The sequence below is a fragment of the Pantoea sp. LMR881 genome (assembly GCF_027157825.1).
Taxonomy (GTDB): domain Bacteria; phylum Pseudomonadota; class Gammaproteobacteria; order Enterobacterales; family Enterobacteriaceae; genus Pantoea; species Pantoea haifensis.
The window spans coordinates 1,343,063-1,359,161 of the sequence record NZ_JAPVOK010000002.1 but is presented as its reverse complement, the minus strand read 5'-3'; the positions used below and the strand labels follow the sequence as shown (position 1 = coordinate 1,359,161).

The 16,099-nt window shown below is 52.8% G+C and carries 13 protein-coding genes, 2 pseudogenes and 1 other annotated feature; of the genes and pseudogenes, 10 read left to right on the top strand and 5 right to left on the bottom strand.

The annotated features are described in order from the left end of the window. Positions 1–76: 76 nt before the first annotated feature. Together O3W44_RS08265 and O3W44_RS08260 are read right to left on the bottom strand one after the other, a co-directional pair. Positions 77–3,231: pseudogene (locus O3W44_RS08265) on the bottom strand (efflux RND transporter permease subunit). A 16-nt stretch (positions 3,232–3,247) separates the two neighbouring features. Beyond that, positions 3,248–4,450 carry an efflux RND transporter periplasmic adaptor subunit gene (locus O3W44_RS08260; protein ID WP_269292680.1) on the bottom strand — a complete coding sequence of 401 codons (1,203 nt, stop codon included), beginning with the start codon at positions 4,448–4,450 and terminating at the stop codon, positions 3,248–3,250. A 142-nt stretch (positions 4,451–4,592) separates the two neighbouring features. Between O3W44_RS08260 and acrR the strand changes: the two genes are divergently transcribed. Further along, positions 4,593–5,231 (top strand): multidrug efflux transporter transcriptional repressor AcrR, encoded by a 639-nt coding sequence (gene acrR, locus O3W44_RS08255; RefSeq protein WP_269292679.1) that lies wholly within the window; start codon positions 4,593–4,595, stop codon positions 5,229–5,231. On the opposite strand, the gene rsmS is transcribed toward acrR, so the two are convergent. Together rsmS and priC are read right to left on the bottom strand one after the other, a co-directional pair. Continuing rightward, positions 5,228–5,383 (bottom strand): pleiotropic regulatory protein RsmS, encoded by a 156-nt coding sequence (gene rsmS, locus O3W44_RS08250; protein WP_269292678.1) that lies wholly within the window; start codon positions 5,381–5,383, stop codon positions 5,228–5,230. The genes acrR and rsmS overlap by 4 nt on opposite strands. Positions 5,384–5,512: 129 nt before the next feature. Then, positions 5,513–6,034, bottom strand: a complete 522-nt coding sequence (priC, locus tag O3W44_RS08245; protein ID WP_269294399.1) for a primosomal replication protein — start codon at positions 6,032–6,034, stop codon at positions 5,513–5,515. A gap of 57 nt (positions 6,035–6,091) precedes the next feature. On the opposite strand from priC, the gene O3W44_RS08240 reads away from it, so the two are divergent. The 6 genes and pseudogenes from O3W44_RS08240 to htpG all read left to right on the top strand — a co-directional run bounded on the left by O3W44_RS08240 (position 6,092) and on the right by htpG (position 12,261). Continuing rightward, a complete protein-coding gene (locus O3W44_RS08240) occupies positions 6,092–6,481 on the top strand; it encodes a DUF454 family protein (protein WP_269292677.1) in 390 nt (129 codons plus the stop codon). A 144-nt stretch (positions 6,482–6,625) separates the two neighbouring features. Further along, on the top strand, positions 6,626–7,177 hold the full coding sequence (gene apt / locus O3W44_RS08235) for an adenine phosphoribosyltransferase (RefSeq protein WP_269292676.1): 552 nt from the start codon (positions 6,626–6,628) through the stop codon (positions 7,175–7,177). Between the two features lie 158 nt (positions 7,178–7,335). Continuing rightward, positions 7,336–9,299, top strand: a pseudogene (gene dnaX / locus O3W44_RS08230) (DNA polymerase III subunit gamma/tau). Continuing rightward, positions 8,642–8,702, top strand: a sequence feature (DnaX frameshifting element). It overlaps the preceding pseudogene by 61 nt. A 55-nt stretch (positions 9,300–9,354) precedes the next feature. Further along, a complete protein-coding gene (locus O3W44_RS08225; RefSeq protein ID WP_269292675.1) occupies positions 9,355–9,684 on the top strand; it encodes a YbaB/EbfC family nucleoid-associated protein in 330 nt (109 codons plus the stop codon). Beyond that, positions 9,684–10,289 (top strand): recombination mediator RecR, encoded by a 606-nt coding sequence (gene recR, locus O3W44_RS08220; RefSeq protein ID WP_269292674.1) that lies wholly within the window; start codon positions 9,684–9,686, stop codon positions 10,287–10,289. The genes O3W44_RS08225 and recR overlap by 1 nt, the downstream gene beginning before the upstream one ends. A gap of 103 nt (positions 10,290–10,392) precedes the next feature. Beyond that, positions 10,393–12,261 (top strand): molecular chaperone HtpG, encoded by a 1,869-nt coding sequence (gene htpG, locus O3W44_RS08215; RefSeq protein WP_269294398.1) that lies wholly within the window; start codon positions 10,393–10,395, stop codon positions 12,259–12,261. A gap of 32 nt (positions 12,262–12,293) precedes the next feature. On the opposite strand, the gene O3W44_RS08210 is transcribed toward htpG, so the two are convergent. After that, positions 12,294–13,163 (bottom strand): LysR substrate-binding domain-containing protein, encoded by an 870-nt coding sequence (locus O3W44_RS08210; RefSeq protein WP_269292673.1) that lies wholly within the window; start codon positions 13,161–13,163, stop codon positions 12,294–12,296. Positions 13,164–13,361: 198 nt separating this feature from the next. Between O3W44_RS08210 and O3W44_RS08205 the strand changes: the two genes are divergently transcribed. The 3 genes from O3W44_RS08205 (at position 13,362) to hemH (ending at position 16,075) form a co-directional block, all read left to right on the top strand. Beyond that, the gene (locus tag O3W44_RS08205) at positions 13,362–14,234 is read left to right on the top strand and encodes a DUF6024 family protein (RefSeq protein ID WP_269294397.1); all 873 of its coding nucleotides are present in this window, start codon (positions 13,362–13,364) and stop codon (positions 14,232–14,234) included. Positions 14,235–14,355: 121 nt separating this feature from the next. Next, positions 14,356–15,000 carry an adenylate kinase gene (gene adk, locus O3W44_RS08200; protein ID WP_269292672.1) on the top strand — a complete coding sequence of 215 codons (645 nt, stop codon included), beginning with the start codon at positions 14,356–14,358 and terminating at the stop codon, positions 14,998–15,000. 115 nt (positions 15,001–15,115) lie between these two features. Beyond that, complete coding sequence (gene hemH / locus O3W44_RS08195; protein ID WP_269292671.1) at positions 15,116–16,075, top strand: ferrochelatase; 960 nt, start codon at positions 15,116–15,118, stop codon at positions 16,073–16,075. The last annotated feature ends 24 nt before the right edge of the window (positions 16,076–16,099 follow it).

Sequence of the window (16,099 nt, the reverse complement as noted above, 5' to 3'; positions counted from 1 at the left end):
AGGCTGAACAGCGAGGAAAGAGAGAAGGAAACGCGGGTAAAAAAAGGCCGCTTGCGCGGCCTTTTGACATCACACTTTAATGTGACTGGGAATGTTCAACCGGATGGCCTTTTTCCAGTTCAGTTTTATTCTTGCCAAAGCGACGACGCACCACGACAAAGAATACCGGAACAAAGAAAATCGCCAGTGCAGTCGCGGTGACCATGCCGCCCATTACGCCTGTACCTACGGCGTTCTGTGCACCTGAACCCGCGCCAGTACTGATCGCCAGTGGCATAACACCGAGGATGAATGCCAGCGAGGTCATCAGGATTGGACGCAGACGCATACGCGAGGCTTCCAGGGTCGCTTCCACCAGACCTTTACCTTCCTTCTCCATCAAATCTTTAGCAAATTCAACGATCAGGATGGCGTTCTTCGCCGAAAGACCTATGGTTGTCAACAGCCCCACAACAAAGTAAACGTCATTGCTGAGCCCACGCACGGTAGTAAATATCAGCGCCCCGATAACACCGAGCGGCACGACCAGCATGACCGAGAACGGAATCGACCAGCTTTCGTACAATGCGGCCAGACACAGGAACACCACAATCAGTGAAATGGCATACAGAGCCGGAGCCTGGTTGCCAGAGAGACGTTCCTGATAAGACATCCCTGTCCAGTCATAACCGATGCCGGTTGGCAGCTTCGAGGCGAGTTGCTCCATCAGCAGCATTGCGTCACCCGAGCTTTTGCCTGGCGCAGCCTGACCGAGGATCTCCATCGAAGGCAAACCGTTATAGCGTTCAAGACGCGGTGAACCGTACTGCCATTTCGCTGACGAGAAGGCAGAGAAGGGCACCATGTTGCCGCTGCTGTTACGCACATACCATTTGCTGATGTCGTCCGGCAGCATACGAGAATTCGCCTGACCCATCACATAGACTTTCTTCACACGCCCACGATCAATAAAGTCGTTAACGTATGATCCCCCCATGATGCGCCCAGCGTGGTGTTGATATCGCTCAAGGATACGCCTAACGCCTGCGCTTTCTCCTGATCGATGATCAGTTTGTACTGCGGCGTATCTTCAAGGCCGTTAGGACGCACGCCAACCAGGGTATCTGAATGCTGTGCCACCATACCAAACAGCTGATTACGCGCGGCTGTGAGTTTGTCATGGCCAAGGTTACCCTGATCAATCAGCTCGAAGTCGAAACCGGTAGCATTACCCAGTTCGATAATCGCTGGCAGGTTAAACGGAATAACCATCGCATCTTTGATTTCGCCCAGCGCCTTCATGGCACGGCCGGCAATCGCAGGCACTTTCAGCTCGCTGCCCGCACGTTCTTCCCACGGTTTAAGACTAACAAACGCAATACCGGTGTTCTGACCACGACCCGCAAAGCCGAAGCCGTTAACGGTAAATACCGAGTTAACGCTGTCTTTCTCTTTGGTCAGGAAGTAATCCGTCACCTGATCCAGCACTTTCTGCGTACGCTCTTGCGTAGCACCAGCAGGTAGCTGCGCCTGTGTCAGCAGCAAGCCCTGATCTTCTTCCGGCAGGAAGGAGGTGGGTAAACGCAGGAACAGATAAGCCATACCCACCACAATGACCAGGTAGATCACCAGATAACGCCCGGTGCTGCGAACAATGTGGCCTACGCTGTCAACATAATGGTTAGTGCTCTTATCGAACAGGCGGTTAAACCAGCCAAAGAAACCGGTGGTTTTACCGTGGCTGCCTTTTTCCACCGGCTTCAGCATGGTGGCACAAAGCGCAGGCGTCAGAATCAAGGCAACCAGCACTGACAGCGCCATCGCGGAAACGATGGTAATAGAGAACTGTCGATAAATAACGCCGGTTGACCCGCCAAAGAAAGCCATCGGCACAAATACCGCTGACAACACCAGTGCGATACCGACCAGCGCGCCCTGAATCTGCTCCATTGACTTGCGAGTGGCTTCTTTTGGCGGCAAACCCTCTTCCGCCATTACACGCTCAACGTTTTCGACCACCACGATGGCGTCATCCACCAGCAAGCCGATGGCAAGCACCATTCCGAACATTGTCAGGGTGTTTATTGAGTAGCCGAAGGCGCTAATGATGGCAAAGGTACCCAATAACACAACCGGAACCGCAATGGTTGGGATCAGCGTGGCGCGGAAGTTCTGCAGGAACAGATACATGACCAGGAACACCAGTACGATCGCCTCGAACAGCGTTTTCACCACTTCGAAGATTGAAATCTTCACGAACGGCGTGGTGTCGTACGGATAAACGATTTTCATTCCTGCCGGGAAGAAGGGTTCCAGCTGAGCCAGCTGCGCTTTTACGGCTGCCGCTGTATCCAGCGCGTTCGCTCCGGTAGCCAGCTTAATACCGATACCGGAAGCGGGTTTGCCGTTGTAGCGAGCAATGATCTCGTAGTTCTCACCACCGAGTTCAATTTTAGCCACATCACGCAGGCGCACTTGCGAACCGTCAGTATTAACTTTCAGCAGAATGTTGCCGAACTCTTCCGTAGAGGTCAGTCGCGTTTGCGCAATAATTGATGCGTTAAGCTGCTGACCTGGTGCAGGTGGCGTCCCGCCTAACTGACCGGCAGCCACCTGGGCGTTCTGGGTTTGCAGTGCGCTAATCACATCAACCGGCGTGAGCTGGTAGTTATTCAGCTTATGCGGATCCATCCAGATGCGCATTGCATACTGCGCACCAAACACCTGCGTATCACCTACACCTGTTGTACGGCTGATTGGGTCTTTAATGTTTGAAGCAACATAATCAGAAATATCATTCTGCGTCATGCTGTCATCTTCACTAATAAAACCCGCAACCATCAGGAAGCTACTGGAGGATTTTTGAACCTGAATCCCCTGTTGTTGCACTTCCTGCGGCAGCAGCGGCATCGCCAACTGTAGCTTATTCTGCACCTGTACCTGAGCGATGTCAGGATCGGTGCCTGACTGGAAAGAGATCGTGAGCTGCAGCGTACCGGAAGAGTCACTGCTCGAGGACATATACATCAGTCCATCGATACCGTTCATGTTTTGCTCAATAACCTGGGTTACTGAGTCTTGCAGCGTTTTCGCATCCGCACCTGGGTAGGTTGCTCGAATCTGTACTGCCGGCGGCGCAACGTTCGGATATTGCTCGATAGGCAGATTAAGAATCGATAGCGCACCAGCCAACATGATGATGATGGCGATGACCCACGCAAAGATGGGACGATCGATAAAGAACTTAGCCATGTATCAACGGCTCCTGTTATGACGATGATTTTTCAGACTGCGCCTGCGATTGTGATTCTGGCGCGGCTTTAGCATCGTCTGAGACTTCTTGTGGCGTAACCTGAGCGCCCGGTTTTGCACGTTGCAGACCGGTGCTGATGACACGCTCACCCGGTTTCACCCCATCCGTAACCAGCCATTTATCGCCGATAGCCTGAGCCGCCGTAATGGAACGCGATTCTACTTTGTTATCTGCGCCAACAACCATGACGGTTGCCTGACCTGTTGGGGTACGTGCGACCGCCTGTTGTGGCACCAGCAGGGCGTTCGGGTTAGTGCCTTCATCCAGACGCGCACGAACAAACATGCCCGGCAGCAGTCGGTGATCGGGGTTCGGGAAAATAGCGCGCAGGGTAATCGAACCGGTTGTCTCGTCAACGGTCACGTCGGAAAATTCTAACGTACCCGGCTGCGAGTAGCTGCTGCCGTCCTGCATTAACAGGGTGACATTCGCTTTACCGTCGTTTTGCTTCAGCTTGCCAGATTCCAGTTCTGCGCGCAGGCGCATAAAATCATCGCTGGATTGCGTTACATCAACGTACATTGGGTCAAGTTGTTGCACTGTAGCCAGCGCGGTTGTCTGGGCGCTTTGCACTAACGCACCTTCAGTAACGGACGATTTACCAATACGACCGCTAATAGGCGAGGTCACTTTGGTATAGGCCAGGTTAATGCGGGCCGTTTCGACATTCGCTTTAGCAGCCTGAACCGCAGCATCATTCTGTGCAGCAGTCGCAACAGCGGTATCGTAATCCTGCTGACTGATGTACTTCGTGCCGAGCAACGGCTTATAACGCTTAACGGTAAGCTGAGCGATACGTGCATTTGCTTCCGCCTGTGCCAGATCGCCTTTGGCACTGTTATAGGAGGCCTGATACGTCGCCGGATCGATCTGATAAAGCGACTGACCCGCTTTAACGTCACTGCCTTCAACAAAATTACGCTTTAAAATGATACCGGAAACTTGAGGACGTACTTCAGCCACGCGAAACGCGGAAGTCCTGCCTGGCAATTCGGTAGAAATTTTTAAAGGTTCGTTTTTTAACGTAACGACACCTACTTCAGGCGGTTGTTGTTGGGCGGCTTGCTCGGATTTACTATCATCACATCCTGTTAACAAAAAGCTGCCTGAGAGCATCAGGGCGGCCGCCAGAGGCGATAATCCTCTGATTTTATTCATAAATAAACCTCTAGTGTCCGATATCAAATGATCAATGGATCACAAACCGAAGAACCCATTGCTGCGTCAAATCGCGGGTCGTGCTATGGTACATACATTCATAAATGTATGTAAACTTGCTGGTTTGTAAAAAAAGTTCTCTATGGCACGAAAAACCAAAGCGCAAGCACTTGAAACGCGACATCAAATTTTAAATGCCGCTGTCATTCTGTTTTCTCAACAGGGTGTTTCTGCCACCTCACTCGCAGATATTGCTGCCGCTGCAAATGTCACGCGGGGCGCCATCTATTGGCATTTCAAAAACAAAGCCGATGTTTTGCATGAAATCTGGTTACGCTGCGACGCCGGGCTTGATGACGTGGAACTTGAGTATCAAACAAAATATCCCGGTGATCCACTTTCTGTATTGCGGGCAATGTTAGTCTATATCTTTGAAGCCACAGCAAAGGATCCACAACGTCGCGCGTTGATGGAGATCATTTTTCACAAGTGCGAATTTGTCGGTGAAATGGCTGCACTTAAAAATATCCAGCAAAGTTTGCTGCTTGAATGTTACGACAAAATTGAAGACGTGCTGCGTCAATGTATCGAGGCTGAACAATTACCGCCACATCTTAATACACGCCAGGCGGCGCTTATTATGCGGGGTTACGTTAATGGTATGATGGAAAGCTGGCTGTTTACGCCAGAAAGCTTTGATTTAGCGCAGGATGCCCCGCAGTTGGTTGAAGCCTTTATTGATATGCTGCGCTTAAGCCCAACCTTAACCACGCCGCCCTAAGCCGGGGAGGCTGCGTCGCGCTTCTTCTCATAATCACGTTGCACGATAGCCAGTGCGGACAACACGGTTTCAACCGGAAGTTGGTGTTCTTCTAATAGCTGGATCAAATCCACCGCCAGTTTGACATCGTCAGGGGCATTTTCCAGAGACATTTTCTCTCCTAAACAACATTTTTCGTCGCCTGCAGCAACATTACCTGTGGCGTAATGCACACTTATCCCTCGCGTCATTATCCAGTATAGAAGGGATTAGTTTTAGAGAGCGGAGAGATTTGCCGCGCGCTAGTCGCGACCTTGTAATGATAATGCCCACTCAACAGAACGAATTGCTTGTCGGCAGCGTGCCATCCGACCTTCCAGAATCTCAAGGTCCTTTTTCAGTTGTTGCTGTACCGCCAGCGTCTCAGCTTCTGCCAGTCGCTGTTCACGTTGATCGATCATCACCTGCAAGCGTCGCTCATATTCACGATACTCCTGATATTTCGTTTCACGCGGGTGACGTTGCGGTTGCTCACGAAGAAGGCGTAATTGTTGCGTACTGGCTTCACGTTGCAGAGCAGCGATTTGATCCACGAGGCGTTCAGCGAGCCACGCGCTGCGTATAACATCATCTTTATCCACGCAGAGGCGCTGGAAATTCTGCTCTATTTCCTGCAAATAATCAGCCAGTCGCGTGCCTTTGCACTGAAATAAGTGGCTGTCAAAACGCGGCAGGCGGCATTGACCATCGGAATGTTGGGCTATCTCCTGACGCAAAGTCTGGATGCAAAGACTGAGTCGCTGCTGAACGGAGGTGAGACTCATCATGTGCCACTTAACTGTGATAACGTGTGCGGATTAAAGAAATGTTGGGCGGTATTCATGCAACGCATTGTATTATTGACCCTCGGCTGGCTGGCGATAGTGCTGGGCACGTTGGGTATTGTATTACCTTTATTACCCACTACGCCATTTGTGCTGCTGGCTGCCTGGTGTTTTGCCCGATCATCGCCGCGTTTTCATCACTGGCTGCTGTGGCACTCGCCGTTTGGCCGTTATATTCGGCACTGGCAGCAACATCGCGCTATGCCACCAGGCGCAAAATCTCGGGCTATCTTTCTGATAATAATCACCTTTGCTATTTCGATCGCCTTAGTGCATATCCTTTGGGTGCGCATAATGCTGTTGGTGATGTTAGGCCTGTTGGTGGTATTTATGTGGCGCATTCCTGTGGTGGCAGAAACAACAGACGAGCACCCGCCGCCGCGATAAAGTTGCATTTATCCGACCATTTGCTTAGATTTGGGCGTCTTCGTGCGTGGCTTCCCCTTGTGAAAACTCTCCCGCTGAACCTTTTATCAGGTATTGGCGCTATAGAAGTTGCGCGAAACAGAATTTTTTACCAGGCGTAACATTATGACTGACACTGCGCAGCAGCTTGAATACATTAAAAACAGCATCCAGAGTATCCCTGATTATCCGAAGCCGGGAATTATGTTCCGCGACGTCACCAGTTTGCTGGAAGATCCAGAAGCCTATGCCGCGACCATCGCCTTACTGGTTGATCGCTATCGTGACAAAGGCATCACCAAAGTAGTGGGAACGGAAGCGCGTGGTTTTCTGTTCGGAGCGCCTGTTGCTTTAGCACTGGGCGTCGGGTTTGTGCCAGTGCGTAAACCAGGCAAATTGCCGCGTGAAACGTTTAGCGAAACCTACGATCTGGAGTACGGTAGCGATCAACTAGAGCTGCATAAAGATGCTATTAAGCCAGGCGATGTCGTGCTGGTGGTTGACGATTTACTGGCAACCGGCGGCACTATCGAAGCGACCGTTAAACTGATTCGCCGTGCAGGCGGTGAAGTCAAAGATGCGGCGTTTGTTATCAATCTGTTTGATTTAACAGGCGAAACACGCCTGAAAGCACTGGGTCTCGAGTGCTACAGCCTGGTCAATTTCCCCGGCCACTAAACGGTTCTGCGGGCCTCGCGATATCCTGAGGCCCGCAAGTCTGCTCTCGCGATAACCAGTGATAGGCAGATGCCTGTCTCGCTGTTAGACTACTGCAATGATATACAGGGGTTGCAGAAGGCTGCACTCACCTTTCCATCCAAATCCGTCGAATCCACATGAGCTATCAGGTACTTGCGCGAAAATGGCGTCCCCAGGCTTTTGCTGACGTAGTCGGTCAGGAACATGTTCTGACGGCGCTGGCGAATGGATTGTCTTTAGGGCGCATCCATCATGCTTATCTCTTCTCCGGCACGCGCGGGGTAGGGAAAACCACTATTGCGCGTCTGTTGGCCAAAGGTCTCAATTGCGAAACCGGCATCACCGCGACGCCGTGCGGTCAATGCAACAACTGCCGTGAAATTGAACAAGGGCGTTTTGTTGATTTAATCGAGATTGATGCGGCATCGCGCACCAAAGTTGAAGACACACGCGATCTGCTCGACAACGTGCAGTACGCGCCAGCGCGCGGCCGCTTCAAAGTTTATTTGATCGACGAAGTGCACATGCTGTCGCGTCACAGCTTCAATGCCTTGTTAAAAACGCTGGAAGAGCCGCCCTCACACGTAAAATTTCTGCTGGCCACTACCGATCCGCAGAAACTACCGGTCACGATTCTTTCTCGCTGTCTGCAATTTCATCTCAAAGCACTGGATATCGATCAAATTCGCCAGCAGCTTGAATATGTTTTGCAGCAGGAACAGATTCAGAGCGAACCACGCGCACTGCAACTGCTGGCGCGCGCCGCTGACGGCAGCATGCGCGATGCGCTGAGTCTGACCGATCAGGCGATTGCCATGGGGCAGGGCGAAGTCAATACGGCGTCAGTCAGCGCAATGCTTGGCACGCTGGATGATGAGCAACCGCTGGGATTGATTGAAGCCCTGGTTGACGGCAATGGCGAGCAGGCGATGGCGCTGCTGAGTCAGGCGGCCTCGCGTGGCGTTGAGTGGGAAGCGTTATTGGTCGAAATGCTGCGTTTACTGCATCGCATTGCCATGGTGCAACTGCTGCCGACATCAATGAATGACGATGAAGAGAGCAATGCATTACGTCTGCGCGAACTGGCTCGCGTTGTGCCGCCTGCTGATTTACAGCTTTATTACCAAACGCTGCTGATGGGGCGCAAAGATCTGCCGCTTGCGCCCGATCGTCGCATGGGCGTTGAGATGACGCTGCTGCGTGCACTGGCATTTCATCCGCAGGCAGCCATTGCCGAGCCTGTGGCGCGTCCGACGTTAACGCCACAGCCCAGCAGCGCACAGCCACACACTGCGCCGCCGCAGCCGACAGCGGCACAGCCGCATATGGCACCGCCTGAATCTGCGCCTGCGCCAGCTTTGCAGCAATCCACCAGAGCCGCAGCGGATCCTGCTCTGGCAAGTTCCACCAGTCAGCTCCTGCAGGCGCGCACCCAGTTGTTGCGTCAGGGAGCGAACAAGCCAAAAAGAGTGAGCCGGCGGCGCCTGGAGCGCGGCCGGCCAACTCCGCACTGGAGCGGCTGGCCTCAGTTAGCGAGCGCAACCAGCAGCGCCTTCGTGATAACGCGCCTGCCGCGTCGGTAAAAAAAGAGGCCTATCGCTGGAAAGCACAGATGCAGCCGGTAGAGGTCGTTGAACCGGTCGCCACGCCAAAAGCCTTGCGTTCTGCACTTGAGCATGAGAAAACGCCTGAACTGGCAGCCCGACTGGCAGAAGAAGCGCAGCAGCGCGATGCCTGGGCAGCAGAAATTGCCACCCTGCAACTGCCGAAACTGGTACAGCAGCTGGCGCTTAATGCATGGAAAGAGACCACCGAACGCGGCGTTTGCCTGCATCTGCGCTCCAGTCAGCGACATCTGAATTCGGGGGCCGCGCAGCAGGCGTTAAGCGCCGCATTAAGCAATGCGGCCGGTCAGACAGTTGAACTGTCTGTTATTGAAGACGATAATTCTACGGTGTTGACGCCACTGGAATGGCGTCAGGCCATTTACGAAGAAAAACTGGCGCAGGCGCGTCAGTCGATTACCAGCGATACCCATATTCAGACGCTGCGTCGCTTTTTCGATGCCGATCTGGATGAAGAGAGTATTCGACCCGTTTGATCACGCCACTACGCTCTTTTGAGTCGCGTTGTGGCCACAGCTGAGAGAGAAAACTATGTTTGGTAAAGGCGGATTGGGTAACCTGATGAAACAGGCCCAGCAGATGCAAGACAAAATGGCCAAGGTTCAGGAAGAGATCGCCGCACTGGAAGTCACCGGTGAATCAGGCGCTGGTCTGGTAAAAGTTACCATCAACGGCGCTCATAACTGCCGCCGCGTAGAAGTCGATCCCAGCCTGCTGGAAGATGACAAAGATATGCTGGAAGATCTGATCGCAGCGGCGTTTAACGATGCGGCTCGCCGTATTGATGAAACGCAGAAAGAAAAAATGGCAGCCGTCTCTTCCGGTATGCAACTGCCACCTGGCTTTAAGATGCCATTCTGATGCAAACCAGTCCACTGCTTGAATCTTTGATGGAGTCGCTGCGCTGTTTGCCCGGCGTTGGGCCGAAGTCGGCACAGCGCATGGCGTTTCAGCTATTGCAGCGCGATCGCAGCGGTGGCATGCGGCTGGCGCAGGCGCTCACGCGGGCAATGTCTGAAATTGGTCACTGCGCCGATTGCCGTACTTTCACTGAACAGGAAATTTGCACCATCTGCGCCAATCCCCGGCGTCAGCAAAATGGGCAAATTTGCGTGGTGGAAAGCCCGGCAGATATTCATGCCATTGAGCAAACTGGTCAATTTGGCGGCCGTTATTTTGTGCTGATGGGCCACCTCTCACCGCTCGATGGTATTGGGCCTGCGGATATCGGTCTCGATCGCCTTGAACAGCGGTTAGAAACCGAAACCATCCAGGAAGTGATCCTCGCGACCAACCCAACGGTAGAAGGCGAAGCCACAGCCAACTACATCGCTGAGCTGTGCGGACAGTATGGCGTTGATGCCAGCCGTATCGCACATGGCGTACCAGTCGGCGGTGAACTGGAAATGGTTGATGGCACCACGCTTTCCCATTCGCTGGCGGGTCGCCACAAGATTAAATTTTAAACACTTGCCGGTGTTGTGAAAAACACCGGCTTGAAAAGTACATTCCCATCCCCACATCTTCCTCAACGTTTGTTCAACCTGTTTTGTTGAGGTAGCAATGACCATGAAAGGACAAGAGACTCGTGGCTTTCAGTCGGAAGTAAAACAACTTCTGCACCTGATGATCCATTCTCTCTATTCAAACAAAGAGATTTTTCTGCGTGAGCTGATTTCTAACGCCTCGGATGCAGCAGACAAACTGCGTTTCCGCGCGTTGTCGGATGCCAGCCTGTATGAAGGCGACGGTGATTTGCGTGTGCGTCTCTCTGTTGATAAGGACAACCGCACCATTACGCTGAGCGATAATGGTATCGGGATGCGTCGTGAAGAGGTTATTGAGAACCTCGGGACTATCGCAAAATCGGGCACCAAAGCTTTCCTTGAGTCGCTCGGTTCAGACCAGGCCAAAGATAGCCAGCTGATTGGCCAGTTCGGTGTGGGCTTTTACTCTGCATTTATTGTGGCAGATAAAGTCACCGTGCGTACGCGCGCTGCGGGCGCTGCGGCTGACGAAGGGGTATTCTGGGAATCGGCGGGTGAGGGTGAATACACTCTTGCTGATATCACCAAAGAAGATCGCGGCACCGAAATCACCCTGCATCTGCGTGAAGGCGAAGATGAGTTCCTGGATGCCTGGCGCGTGCGCAGCATTATCGGTAAATACTCTGACCATATCGCGCTGCCAGTCGAAATTGAAAGCAAAGACGAAGAAAACGACACCACCAGCTGGGAAAAGATCAACAAAGCCCAGGCGCTGTGGACGCGCAACAAGTCCGACATCAGTGATGAAGAGTACACCGAATTCTACAAACACATTGCCCATGACTTCAGCGAGCCGGCCATCTGGAGCCACAACCGCGTTGAGGGCAAGCAAGAGTACACCAGTCTGCTCTATGTCCCGTCACGTGCGCCGTTTGACATGTGGAATCGTGACCACAAACATGGCCTGAAACTCTATGTTCAGCGCGTGTTCATCATGGATGATGCTGAACAGTTTATGCCGAACTACCTGCGCTTTGTGCGTGGCCTGATCGACTCAAACGATCTGCCGCTTAACGTATCACGTGAGATTTTGCAGGACAGCCGCGTAACGCAAAGCCTGCGCGGTGCGCTCACTAAGCGTGCGCTGCAAATGCTGGAAAAACTGGCGAAAGACGACAGCGATAAATATCAGACATTCTGGAAAGAGTTTGGTCTGGTATTGAAGGAAGGCCCGGCTGAAGATCAGGCTAACCAGCAAACTATCGCGAAACTGTTGCGTTTTGCGACGACCCAGAGCGAAGGTTCAGCGCAGACCATTTCTCTGGAAGATTACGTCAGCCGCATGGTTGAAGGTCAGGAGAAGATTTACTACATCACTGCCGACAGCTATGCCGCCGCGAAGAGCAGCCCGCATCTGGAACTGTTCCGTAAAAAAGGCATTGAGGTGCTGTTGCTCTCCGATCGTATTGACGAATGGATGATGAGCTACCTGACCGAATTCGACGGTAAAGCCTTCCAGTCAGTCAGCAAAGCCGATGAGTCGCTGAGCAAACTGGCCGATGAAGAGACCGAAGAGCAGAAAGAAGCCGGGAAGGCGCTGGAACCTTTTGTTGAGCGTGTGAAAACCTTGCTGGGCGAGCGAGTGAAAGAGGTGCGTCTGACGCATCGCCTGACCGATACGCCTGCCATCGTCACCACGGACGCCAATGAAATGACCACGCAGATGGCAAAATTGTTTGCGGCGGCAGGTCAGGATGTGCCGGAAGTGAAATACATCTTTGAAATCAACCCGGATCATCAGCTGGTGAAACGTGTTGCGGATACCCACGATGAAACACGCTTCGCTGAATGGGTGGAGCTGTTACTGGATCAGGCGCTGCTGGCTGAGCGCGGTACGCTGGACGATCCAAACCAGTTTATCCGTCGCATGAATCAGCTGCTGACGGCCTAAAACAGAAAAGCCGGTGAATATCACCGGCTTTTTTATGCCTGTGCTGCTTCACGCAGCCAGTTTCGAAACAGACTGATCTCCGCGTCGTGACGCCGCCCCTCTTTCGTCATCATCCATGTAGCCCGATCCACACGTACAAAGCCGATTGGCGCTATCAGTGTGCCATCCTCCAGTTCCTGACGAACCAGCAATCGTGGCGCAATGATCACCCCCAGACCATTACGCGCAGCCTGAATAGCCAGCGTCAGGTTTTCAAAATGCTTTCCTGCCCGAAAATTGCCACGCGCCCCGGCGCGATTCGCCCATTCTGACCAGGCTTGCAGGTGTGTATCCGCGTGCAGGAGCGGTAATTCAGCTAAATCACGATCGCTGCGAAAACGCTGGGCGAACAGCGGTGCGCAGAGCGGACCTGTGTAATCTTCGCTGACCAGCGTGGCATCAATATCGCCGTCTGGCGGCTGTTCCTGGCTGAGCACCAGAATGTCGGTATGCTCACTGCGCAACTGATTGATGTTTGCCAGTGCCTGGAACTGAATTTCAATGTCGGGATGGCGCTGGTAAAAGGTGGCAATACGTGGGATCAGCCACTGTGACAAAAAACTGGGCGAACATGAAACCTTGAGATGGTAACGCATCCCGGTACGGATACTTTCGCAGGTGCTGTGCAATTCGCTGAATGCTTTTTGGCAACTCAGCAGTAAACGCTCACCATGTGAGGTTAATTTGACGCGTCCTTGAGTTCTGACAAATAACGGTTTGCCCATCCAGCTTTCAAGTTGCCGTATTTGGTGGCTGATTGCGCTGTGAGTGACGTGCAGGTGTTCGGCCGCCAGACTAAAGCTGCTGTTTAAAGCTGCCTGATGAAAATAGTGCAGCGCCCTCAGCGGTGGTAGTCCGGTCATACTCATCCCCTGTGTAAAAACCTAACAGGGATTGTCAGTTTATATCATTTTAAAGTCCAGCCGCATTGGCCTACCCTTTTGGGCAAATTCTGGCGGGTTGACTCACAGGGTTGTCTGTGCTTTTGTCCGGCTATTTCCGCCTTGCTCAGGATGAGCCGCTCACCAATACTCAGCGAAAACAACGAGAAAAACAGCATTATGGTTCCCTTATCCCTCCCATCTGAACGCGCATCGGAAGCGCGAGACAGGTTACGCATCACATTGTCACGGTTGTATAAACTGGAGCAGTTTGATCTCTTCTTTGCGCCGTCTTTACATGTGGCGCGCGTTTTGCTGTCTCAACTCTTTCTTCGCCAGGAGCAGGCGCGTAATCAAACGCGCTACGCTTCTCACTATCCCGTCACTGAACTGAATGTGCTGCCTGCCATTCCGCTGATGGCGGGTAACATCACATTAATACCGCATGTTGATATACCACACGGCGTAGTACGCACCTTAAGTGATTGTCAGCAGCAGGGGGTGACTGAAGCCAGCGAAAGCTTCGCCAGTATGCTGCATGAGAAGCTTATCAACGAGGCGCAGCTGTTTGTCTCGCGTCTTGACCGTCATGCTGAACTCGGCAGCGATATCGTACTGGTGGCACTGCGCACACACGATTTCAGCACCCTGGTGCGGAGTGAGTTGCGCCTGTTTGAACAGGGTCTGGCTTTAGATTCAGCGATTCAACAGACGCTTAACCGCATTGATGACGAACACTGGCGGCCTTATAACGCTGCGGTTGTCGACAGGATTTCGCTCTCTACGCCTCTGTCGCTTAATTCAAGCCATCAACCCGGCCTGCCGTTCGCCACCTTTACGCTACCGACACCGCTGCTGGCTTCGCTGAAAAGCACGGAAGAACTGGTGCTGTGGCCGCAACAGGCGCGCATGCAGATCAATGCCAATGTGCGTGGCGGCGGGAAAAAAAGTGTCAATATGACGCATTATCTGAGCAAGCGGCTGCAAAACCTGCTCGCGCAGGGTTACAAATCCGAAAATGGCGCGCGTGCCGATCGGCGTACTGGTTTCTGAGGCTAAAGCCAGTAAAGTAGCCACTATGGGATCCGCCTGCTTCCTTGTGATGCGCGGGTCATAATGGTATGTTCTTCGCCTTCTCAGATTGATCAATGCGATTCGCAAGGGGATTTACGCAATGCGTATTATTCTGCTCGGAGCTCCGGGCGCAGGTAAGGGGACACAGGCCCAATTCATCATGGAGAAATATGGCATTCCGCAGATCTCCACTGGCGATATGTTGCGTGCAGCAGTAAAAGCAGGCACCGAACTCGGCAACCAGGCGAAAGCCATCATGGATGCGGGTAAGCTGGTTACCGATGAGTTAGTGATTGCGCTGGTAAAAGAGCGTATTGCACAGGAAGACTGCAAAAACGGTTTCCTGCTGGACGGTTTCCCACGCACCATTCCTCAGGCTGACGCGATGAAAGATGCCGGCATCAACGTTGATTACGTGCTGGAATTCGCTGTACCGGACGAACTGATCGTTGAGCGCATCGTGGGCCGTCGCGTCCATGCGCCATCGGGCCGTGTTTATCACGTCACCTTTAACCCACCAAAGGTTGAAGGCAAAGATGACGTAACCGGTGAAGAACTGACTACGCGTAAAGACGATCAGGAAGAGACAGTACGTAAGCGTTTGGTCGAATATCATCAGATGACGGCACCGCTGATTGCTTACTACAGCAAAGAAGCGGAGGCGGGCCACACCGCTTATCACAAAATTGATGGCACCCGTAAAGTGTCTGAAGTAAGCGCAGAGCTGGCGAATATCCTCGGCTAATCGCGCTGGGGCTGGTTTAACCAGCCCCTTTTGCAGCAATCGCTGTTACCTCCCCTTAATTCCGCTACAATTCCTCCAGTTTTTTCAGGCTCCCCGTCGTCATCAAGGAAAAATAATGAGGCAAGACAAGCCCGGCGTTTTACTGGTGAATTTAGGTACACCAGACGCCCCAACCACACCCGCAGTTAAACGCTATCTGAAACAGTTTTTGAGCGATCCGCGCGTCGTCGATACTCCGCGCTGGCTTTGGTGGCCGATCCTCAATGGCATCGTTTTACCGTTCCGATCGCCACGCGTCTCAAAACTGTATGCTTCGGTCTGGATGGAAGGCGGCTCGCCACTGATGGTTTACAGCCAGCGTCAACGCGATGCGCTGGCCGCCAGGCTGGATATACCGGTAGCTTTGGGTATGAGCTACGGTAATCCGAGTATGAAAAGCGCCGTCGACAGTTTAATGGCGCAGGGCGTGACGCGTTTGATCGTGTTACCCCTCTATCCGCAATTTTCCTGTTCAACCGTTGCAGCGGTATGGGATGGACTAACGGCGGTCTTCAAAGATTACCGTTCGCTGCCTGACGTCGATTTCATTCGTGATTACGCCGATCATCCTGCCTATATCGCAGCGTTAAAAGCGTCTGTTGAACGTTCTTTCGCGCAGCACGGTCAGCCAGATCTGCTGGTGATGTCTTATCACGGTATTCCACAGCGTTTTGCGGATGAGGGTGATGACTATCCTCAGCGTTGCGCTGATACCACGGCGGCGCTGACCAAAGCACTGGGTTTGCGTGACGATCAGGTCAAACTGACCTTCCAGTCACGTTTTGGCCGTGAGCCTTGGTTGACACCTTACACCGACGAAACCATGCAAGGCCTACCGGGTACGGGCGTAAAACATGTACAGGTAATGAGTCCTGGCTTCTCGGCGGACTGTCTGGAAACGCTGGAAGAGATCAGCGAGCAGAACTGCGAATTCTTCATGCACGCAGGCGGTGAAAAATTTGAGTATATTCCGGCCCTCAACGACGACGCCGCGCACATCGACATGATGGTGCAGTTGATCAATGCTCGTCGTTAAAGCCCTGGCAGAGAGTGTGATATC

Coding starts and splice junctions, on each gene's coding strand:
- adk (WP_269292672.1), top strand. CDS start 14,356: ATGCGTATTATTCTGCTCGGAGCTCCGGGCGCAGGTAAGGGGACACAG.
- priC (WP_269294399.1), bottom strand. CDS start 6,034: ATGAGTCTCACCTCCGTTCAGCAGCGACTCAGTCTTTGCATCCAGACT.
- htpG (WP_269294398.1), top strand. CDS start 10,393: ATGAAAGGACAAGAGACTCGTGGCTTTCAGTCGGAAGTAAAACAACTT.
- O3W44_RS08210 (WP_269292673.1), bottom strand. CDS start 13,163: ATGACCGGACTACCACCGCTGAGGGCGCTGCACTATTTTCATCAGGCA.
- rsmS (WP_269292678.1), bottom strand. CDS start 5,383: ATGTCTCTGGAAAATGCCCCTGACGATGTCAAACTGGCGGTGGATTTG.
- acrR (WP_269292679.1), top strand. CDS start 4,593: ATGGCACGAAAAACCAAAGCGCAAGCACTTGAAACGCGACATCAAATT.
- hemH (WP_269292671.1), top strand. CDS start 15,116: ATGAGGCAAGACAAGCCCGGCGTTTTACTGGTGAATTTAGGTACACCA.
- apt (WP_269292676.1), top strand. CDS start 6,626: ATGACTGACACTGCGCAGCAGCTTGAATACATTAAAAACAGCATCCAG.
- O3W44_RS08240 (WP_269292677.1), top strand. CDS start 6,092: ATGCAACGCATTGTATTATTGACCCTCGGCTGGCTGGCGATAGTGCTG.
- O3W44_RS08205 (WP_269294397.1), top strand. CDS start 13,362: ATGGTTCCCTTATCCCTCCCATCTGAACGCGCATCGGAAGCGCGAGAC.
- recR (WP_269292674.1), top strand. CDS start 9,684: ATGCAAACCAGTCCACTGCTTGAATCTTTGATGGAGTCGCTGCGCTGT.
- O3W44_RS08260 (WP_269292680.1), bottom strand. CDS start 4,450: ATGAATAAAATCAGAGGATTATCGCCTCTGGCGGCCGCCCTGATGCTC.
- O3W44_RS08225 (WP_269292675.1), top strand. CDS start 9,355: ATGTTTGGTAAAGGCGGATTGGGTAACCTGATGAAACAGGCCCAGCAG.